Raw genomic sequence first — 7,259 nt, forward strand, 5'->3', positions numbered from 1 at the left:
CCATAAGATCGACGGGCTCCACGCCGCCCTGGCGTTCGCGGGTCTGGCCGGTACCGACCAGGACCGGGGTTCGCGGGTCCAGGTTCGTTCTCGACTGCAGGGTCACGACTGCACCGCCGCGAGGATGCGCTCACGGTTCTCCGGCTTGGGCCACCCACCGAGAATGAGTGTGGTCAGACACGTGTTCTTCCACTTGGTTTCGATCTCTTCGATGATCTTGTCCGCGGGACCGATCAGCGCGACATCCTCGACCATCGCGGTGGGGACGGCCTGGGCCGCAAGGTCAGGCCGCCCGCTCAGGTACAGCTCCTGGATTTCGGCGCAGACCTCGCCCCAACCCATGCGCGCAAACACGTCGTTGTGGAAATTGGCGCCCTTGGCGCCCATACCGCCGGCGTACAACGCGACCGTCGGCTTGAGCCGGGAGGCGGCCTTTTCCACGTCGTCGTTCTCGACGAGCCAGCACACGTTCGCGATCTCGAAGTCCTCGGCGGTGCGGCGTGCTCCGTCCCGTGCGAAGCCTTCGGCCAGTGCCGTGCGGTAGAACTCGTCGCTCTTGGGCGAGAACCACAGCGGCGTCCAGCCATCAGCGATTTCGGCGGCCAACGCCACGTTCTTCGGGCCCTCGGCGCCCATATAGACAGGGATATCTTCCCGCAGGGGATGGACGATCGACTTCAGTGGCTTACCCAAGCCGGAACCGCCCTGGACAGGCAGCTGGTAATGCCGCCCGGAGTAGGTCACCGGCTTCTCGCGCACCCACACCTGCCGCATGATCTCGATGTACTCGCGGGTGCGTTCGAGGGGCCGCGGGTAGGGCTGCCCGTACCAGCCCTCGACGACCTGCGGTCCGGACGCACCGATGCCGATGATCACGCGACCACCGCTGAGATGATCGAGGGTCAGCGCGGCCATCGCCAGCGCCGTCGGGGTGCGCGCCGACATCTGGCACACCGAAGTACCGAGCTTGATCGTCGAGGTCTGCGCTCCCCACCACGCGAGCGGTGTCAGTGCGTCGGAGCCGTACGTCTCGGCGGTCCAGAAACTGTCGACGCCGAGGACTTCGGCCTCGGCGAGCATCCGTTCGACATCGCGGGGCGGGCCCGATCCCCAATACCCTGCGGCGATTCCCACTCTCATACTTTTACTCACTGCTTCCCTGTGTGCCGTCGAATCGGTCGGATTGTGGTCAGTGGTTCTGGAACTCGGGCGGGCGCTTTTCGAGGAACGAGACGACGGCCTCCCTGTGATCGCGCGTCAGCGAGCAGAGGATCTGGGTGCGGTTTTCGAGGTCGATTGCGGCGCGCATGCTGGGAACCTCCAGGTTCGACCACATGACTTCCTTGGTCATCCACACCCCGAACGGACTGTTCTGCGCGATGGCCTCGGCGGTCTCCAGTGCCACCTCGAGCACCGTGTCGGCGGGTTCGACGGACGAGGCGAGACCGATGCGTTCGGCCTCCGCGGCGTCGATGGACCGGCCCGTGAGCATGATCTGCGCCGCCCGGGAGAAGCCGATCATGCGGGGCAGGAGCCAGCTCATTCCGATGTCGCAGTTCGAGAGGCCTCGGCGGATGAACGCGGCGTGCAGTACCGCCGTCTCGGACATGATGCGAATGTCCGCCATGAGGGCCAGCGACATGCCGCCGCCGGCTGCCGCGCCGTTGACGGCCGCGATGATCGGCGCGCGGGTGCTGCGGAATGCATCGACGAGGCCGGCGATGTGCTTCTGCACCCGCAGTCCGAGTTGGGCCCGGCCCTCACCCTCGGTTGCGCCCCGCGGTGTGCCGTATCCGCGAAGATCGAGACCTGCACAGAAGGCACGACCTTCACCGGTGAGCACGATCGCGCGGGTGAGCGAATCATMGCGCACGTCGGCGAGAACCTCGTGCAACTCCTCGATGAGGTCGACGTTCATGGCATTCAGTTCGTCCGGGCGATTGAGCCGGATCAGCAGAATGCCCGGCCGCGGCCGCTCGGTCAAGATCAGTTTCGCGTCGGACATAGTGCTCTCCCAGGGACGAGGTACTCGACAGACGCAGACTAATGGTTTTAGATTAAAAGCTCAAGGAACCGAGCCCGGAACACAACCGAAGGAGTCCACGATGACGAACCTCGACGGCAAGGTCGCCGTGGTGACAGGAGCCGCGAGCGGAATCGGCGCAGCCACCGCCCGCGCGTTCGCCGAACGCGGAGCCCGGGTCGTCGTGGCCGACATCGACGACCCGCGGGGCCAGGCCGTCGCCGTCGGTCTCGGCGACCGTGGCGCCTACCTGCACACCGATGTACGCACCGAGGCCGACATCGAGGCCGCGGTCGCAGTGGCCGTCGATCGGTTCGGCCGGCTCGACTGCATGGTCAACAACGCCGGCCGGGTGGGCGCGTGGACCTTCCTCGAGGACACATCGCTCGACGAGTGGGAGGACGGGTTCGCGATGCTCGCTCGCAGTGCGTTTCTCGGGACCAAGCATGCCGCGCGAGTGATGCGCAATCAGGGGTCGGGCAGCATCGTCAATGTGTCGAGCGTGGCAGGCGTGCGCACCGGATTCGGACCACACCCGTATAGCGCCGCGAAAGCCGCAGTGCTGCAACTGACCCGGACCGCCGCGGTGGAGCTTGCCGAATACCGGATCCGGGTCAACGCACTGATCCCCGGAGGTGTCGCCACCCGCATCGTCGGCCACGGCGCCGGCCTCGAGGACGACGCACTCGATCGCAGCGTCGATTCCGTGCGGCGCAGCCTGACGAACTTCCAGCCCATTCCCCGCGCCGGTGAGCCGGAAGACCTCGCGCACGCCGCCGCCTACCTCGCCTCCGACGACTCCACGTTCGTCACCGGACAGTCCCTCGGGGTCGACGGAGGGTTGACACTGGGCAAGAAGTGGCCGTCCAACTACCGGGACGAGGCGAAGGCTGCGTCCACGCTGCGATAGACAATTCTAAAGTCAATAGTTTAATGTGGTCTGCGTCACTCCATGATTCGGGCTTTTCGCCCAGCACTCACAAACGCGAGGTTTCGCATGACCGAACGTACGACCACAGCTGCGGAAATCTCCGTGGATGCAGACTCCGGACCCTCCCGCGCGGACTCGCGACGCGCAAGCCGCGCCGCCTTCGTCGGCACGCTGCTCGAATATTACGACTTCAGCCTCTACGCCTCGGCCGCGTCGGTGGTCTTCGCCTCCGTGTTCTTCACCGGCTCGAGCCCCCTATTGGGGACGCTGCAGGCGGTCGGTACATTCGCGGTCGGATTCTTGGTCCGTCCGGTGGGCGGGGTGATCCTCGGCAGCCTCGGCGACCGCATCGGCCGAAAACGAATACTCGTCTTCACCCTCGTCCTGATGGGTGTCGCTACGCTGCTCGTCGGCCTGCTGCCGAGTTACGCCCAGATCGGCTGGCTCGCACCGGCTCTACTGGTGTTCCTCAGAATCCTGCAGGGCATCGGCGCCAGCGGTGAGTACGGCGGCGCAGCTCTGGTCGCCGTCGAGTTCTCACCCGCGAAGAAGAAGGGATTGATGGGATCCTTGCCCGGCATGGGGGCGGCGCTCGGCGGCGTGCTCGGCACGCTGTCTCTGCTGACGGTCTCATCCCTGATGTCCCAGGAAAGTTTCCTCGCCTGGGGCTGGCGTATTCCATTCCTGTGCAGCGCCGTCATCCTCGCCTACGGCCTGTGGTTGCGCCGTAGCCTGCCCGAAACTCCCGCGTTCCGGGCGATCGAGGAGAGCAACACGGTCTCGAAAAGTCCGCTCTTCGATGTGATCCGCCAGCAGCCGCGCGCACTTCTGACCGTGCTCGTGATGACCATCGGTCAGACCGGCATCGGCTACTTCTACATCGTGTTCATGGGCACCTTCGGCAAGAATCAGCTGGGTTTCGGCGGAACCGAAGTGCTCGTCGGCCTGATCGCCGCGCAGCTCGCGAATGCCATTCTGATTCCGATGTTCGGTTCCCTGTCGGACCGGGTCGGCCGAGCACCGGTGATCATGTTCGGATTCCTGTACAGCGCCGTGTTCGCCTGGGTCGGCATCTCGCTGTTGTCGGGGGTCGGAACACCCCCGCTGCTGTATTGGGTGGTCATGGCGGCAGGTAACGGCATCGGGGTCGCCGCCATTTTCGGTCCGATGGGCGCCTACGTCATCGAGCTGTTCCACACGCAGCACGCCTACAGTGGCCTCGGTCTCGGCCGTGAGGCCGGCAACGCTCTCGGCGCGGCGTTCGTTCCGGTCATCGCGGTAGCCTTGGCATTCGACGACACCACGGTATGGCTCAGCCTCCTGATCTGTGTGGTTTCCCTGCTCGGATTCGGGGCAACCGTCCTGTCCCGTTCCCGCTCGTCGTCCGCGGTGAAGCGGGACGACGACAGAACGCCGGTCACTGCCTAGCGACAGCACCGCTCGCGGCACGGGCTCCGATCCACCGGATCGGAGCCCGTTTCGCATTCCGGGAGGAAATGGCCAGACAGCAAGAAACCGCCCACCGGACTGGCTCTGCCGGTGGGCGGTCTCAGCTGTATTCGACGGTCACACCCCGACGGGGCCACCTCGCCACACACCGATCTCCTCACCGGAGACGTCGGCGGCGTTGTCGCTCGCCAGGAACGAGATGGTGGAGGCGATCGATTCGGGCGGAATGGAGGGCCAGTGCTTGGTCAGGGCTTCGACCCCCGCCTCGCCCCCCGAAGCCACGATGTCGGTAGCGACGAAGCCCGGCATCACACAGTTGACCGTGACCCCGCGGCGGGCAACCTCGAGCGCCATCGACTTGGCCATTCCCACGAGCCCGGCCTTGGCCGCGGAGTAGGCGCTCATTCCTGGGGACGGACGCCGTCCGCCAGACGCGCTGTTGACGAAGATGACTCGGCCCCAACCGGCTTCGTACATCGCGGGTAGCGCGAAGTGGGTGCAGTAGAACGCACCATTGAGGTTGACTGCGATCACTTCGTCGAAATCTTCCGGGCTCTGCTTCCGGGCCGCACCAGCCTTGTTCATGCCCGCGTTGTTGACCACCACGGTGGGGGCGCCCAATTGGACGGTGGTGTCGGCGATGAGCCGCTCAGCCTCGGCGGCCTGTGAAATGTCGGCTCGGATCGCCACAGCACGTCCACCGTCCGCGACTATCTTTGCAACCACTTCCTCGGCATCGCGCGCACTCCGCGAGTAATTCACCGCAACAGCGAATCCCTCGGCGGCAAGTCGGCTCGAGATGGCCGCGCCGATTCCGCGGCCACCACCGGTGACCAGAGCGACCTTGGGTGAGTCCACGGCTCGATCACCGAACCTTGTCGTAATTGTCGGGCACATCCGCGAAGGCGTCGCGCAGCTGGCGCTTGGCGATCTTCCCGCTGGGCATCCGGGGCAGGGGTTCGTCCATGAAGACGATGTACCGGGGCACCTTGTAGTCGGCGAGCCGCTCGTTGCAGAATCCGACCACTTCGGATTCCTTCATCTCGGTGGTGGTCCAGACCAGCGCGGCCGGGGTCTCTCCGAACTTGGCGTCGGGAACGCTGATCACCGCGACCTCCTCGACCCCGGGGATCTGATTGATGACGGCTTCGATCTCGGCGGGTGAAATGTTCAGGCCACCGGATATGATCATGTCCTTGAGGCGATCGACGAACGTGAGGTAACCGTTCTCGTCGAGCTTGCCGAGGTCGCCGGTCTGGAGCCAGCCGTCGATCAGAGCCGACCGGGTCGCATCCTCGTTGCGCCAGTATCCCGGCATCATGCCCGGGCCGCGCAACAAAATCTGCCCGGTTTCGTTGGGGGGAAGATCATTTCCCTCGGCATCGACAACGCGAATCTTGGTGAAGATGCCACCCCAGCCGCACTTGTCGGGATGCTCGGCCGCCTCTTCGCGCGGCATCGCGGTCGCGGATCCGCCGATCTCGGTCTGACCGTAGATCTGTCGCAGGGACACTCCCTGCGCTTGCCATTTGTGCAGCAGGTCGACGGGTACACGTGCGCCACCGACGTGCGCGGTGACCATGTGGCTCAGATCCGCGTCGGTGAACCCGGGCGCTTTCGCGATTTGCTCGAAGAGGATCGGCGGCCCCGTCAGGGTGTTGGCCTTGTCCTCGGCCAGGATGCGCAGCGCCTTCGCCGGGTCGAATCCCGGCTGCAGGAACAGGGTTCCGCCGTGAAGGACGACGCGCGAGATACCCCAGATGATGCCGGCAGCGGTGAACAGGGGCAGCACGAGCACAGGGCGCAGGTTGTTCGGCTGAATCGGTTCCATCAAGTGCCACTCGTGCATTTCGCCGGCGACGGTGGCGTGGGTGAAGATCACGCCCTTCGGCTTGCCGGTGGTGCCGCTGGTGAACACGATGGCGGTGGGAGTGTCGAGATCGACGACGGGGGTCCGGTATTTCGCATGATCGCTGCCGCGCAGCGGACGCACATCCTTCTCGAACACTGCGATCGAGAAGGTGTTGCGTGTCTGCTGCACTTCTTCGAGGCGCGGCCGCAGCGCCTCCTCGCAGTAGACGACGGTGGGTTCACAGTCTTCGACGAGGGTGGTGAGCTCGCCGGCGAGCATGCGCTGGTTGAAACCGACCGCGATGGCGCCGACCTTCATGGCACCGAGTGAGGCCACGGCCCACTCGAGGCTATTGGCACCGAGGAAGCTCACCCGATCACCGGGGAGGACACCGCGCGATGCGAGATCGTGGGCGACGCCGTCGGCCCATGCGGCCAGCTCTGCGTACGTGACGGCGTCGCCGTCGAAGTCGATCGCGGTCAGATCCGGCTTCGACCGGGACCAGTAGGTCAAAGCGTCTACCACAGTGCCGCTCATGTAAGCCTCCAAGAGTTGTCGTCGATCGCGGGGGTGCTCGGCGGCGAGCACGGCGGACCGTGCTGTGTCTTCGGCCTCCCGGAGAGCCGTACGTCACATCCGCGTGTTAAATCTAAAGGTCGTTGTTTACTGTGGCAAGTACTAGCCGGTCTCTGCCCCACGGGCGACCGCGAGCATCGCACCAACCTCCACCAGCTTCTGCCGCGCTCGGCCCCGGCGTCGCCCTTCGACACGTTCGTACCGGTCGATCCGCTTCCAGCCGTCGAAACCGAACGACTCCGGACACCGCGAGTGCACGACCTCCGCCAACTCGTCACCTGGTCGGCTCGGTTGCGGAAGAAGCGCACGTTGATGGTCGGCTACGAGCGCGTCGACGGTCTCGGCGGCGCAGTATCGATTGGTACCGATCACCCCGGTCGGCCCCCGCTTGATCCACCCGGCGACATACACCCCCGGCACCGGACGCT

At 65.3% G+C, this 7,259-nt stretch carries 6 protein-coding genes and 1 pseudogene; 2 read left to right on the forward strand and 5 right to left on the reverse strand.

Annotated elements, in window-relative coordinates:
* Window positions 1–102 precede the first annotated feature (102 nt).
* Together AC1D1G_RS38770 and AC1D1G_RS38775 are read right to left on the reverse strand one after the other, a co-directional pair.
* Complete coding sequence (locus tag AC1D1G_RS38770; protein ID WP_283352080.1) at window positions 103–1,140, reverse strand: LLM class F420-dependent oxidoreductase; 1,038 nt, start codon at window positions 1,138–1,140, stop codon at window positions 103–105.
* A 49-nt stretch (window positions 1,141–1,189) separates the two neighbouring features.
* Window positions 1,190–2,005 (reverse strand): enoyl-CoA hydratase/isomerase family protein, encoded by an 816-nt coding sequence (locus tag AC1D1G_RS38775; protein WP_477956248.1) that lies wholly within the window; start codon window positions 2,003–2,005, stop codon window positions 1,190–1,192.
* Between the two features lie 100 nt (window positions 2,006–2,105).
* Here AC1D1G_RS38775 and AC1D1G_RS38780 point away from each other — a divergent pair, with 100 nt between their 5' ends.
* Window positions 2,106–2,933, forward strand: coding sequence for an SDR family oxidoreductase (locus tag AC1D1G_RS38780; RefSeq protein WP_283352078.1), 828 nt, complete (start codon window positions 2,106–2,108; stop codon window positions 2,931–2,933).
* Between the two features lie 87 nt (window positions 2,934–3,020).
* The gene (locus AC1D1G_RS38785) at window positions 3,021–4,382 is read left to right on the forward strand and encodes an MFS transporter (protein WP_283352077.1); all 1,362 of its coding nucleotides are present in this window, start codon (window positions 3,021–3,023) and stop codon (window positions 4,380–4,382) included.
* 138 nt (window positions 4,383–4,520) lie between these two features.
* Here AC1D1G_RS38785 and AC1D1G_RS38790 read toward each other — a convergent pair whose 3' ends face one another.
* The 3 genes and pseudogenes from AC1D1G_RS38790 to AC1D1G_RS38800 form a co-directional block, all read right to left on the reverse strand.
* Complete coding sequence (locus tag AC1D1G_RS38790; protein WP_283352076.1) at window positions 4,521–5,261, reverse strand: SDR family oxidoreductase; 741 nt, start codon at window positions 5,259–5,261, stop codon at window positions 4,521–4,523.
* A gap of 7 nt (window positions 5,262–5,268) precedes the next feature.
* Window positions 5,269–6,792, reverse strand: coding sequence for a class I adenylate-forming enzyme family protein (locus tag AC1D1G_RS38795; RefSeq protein WP_283352075.1), 1,524 nt, complete (start codon window positions 6,790–6,792; stop codon window positions 5,269–5,271).
* A 141-nt stretch (window positions 6,793–6,933) separates the two neighbouring features.
* Window positions 6,934–7,259, reverse strand: a pseudogene (locus AC1D1G_RS38800) (ferredoxin); the annotation flags it as partial.

Source organism: Rhodococcus sp. P3_B8, from assembly GCF_056402775.1.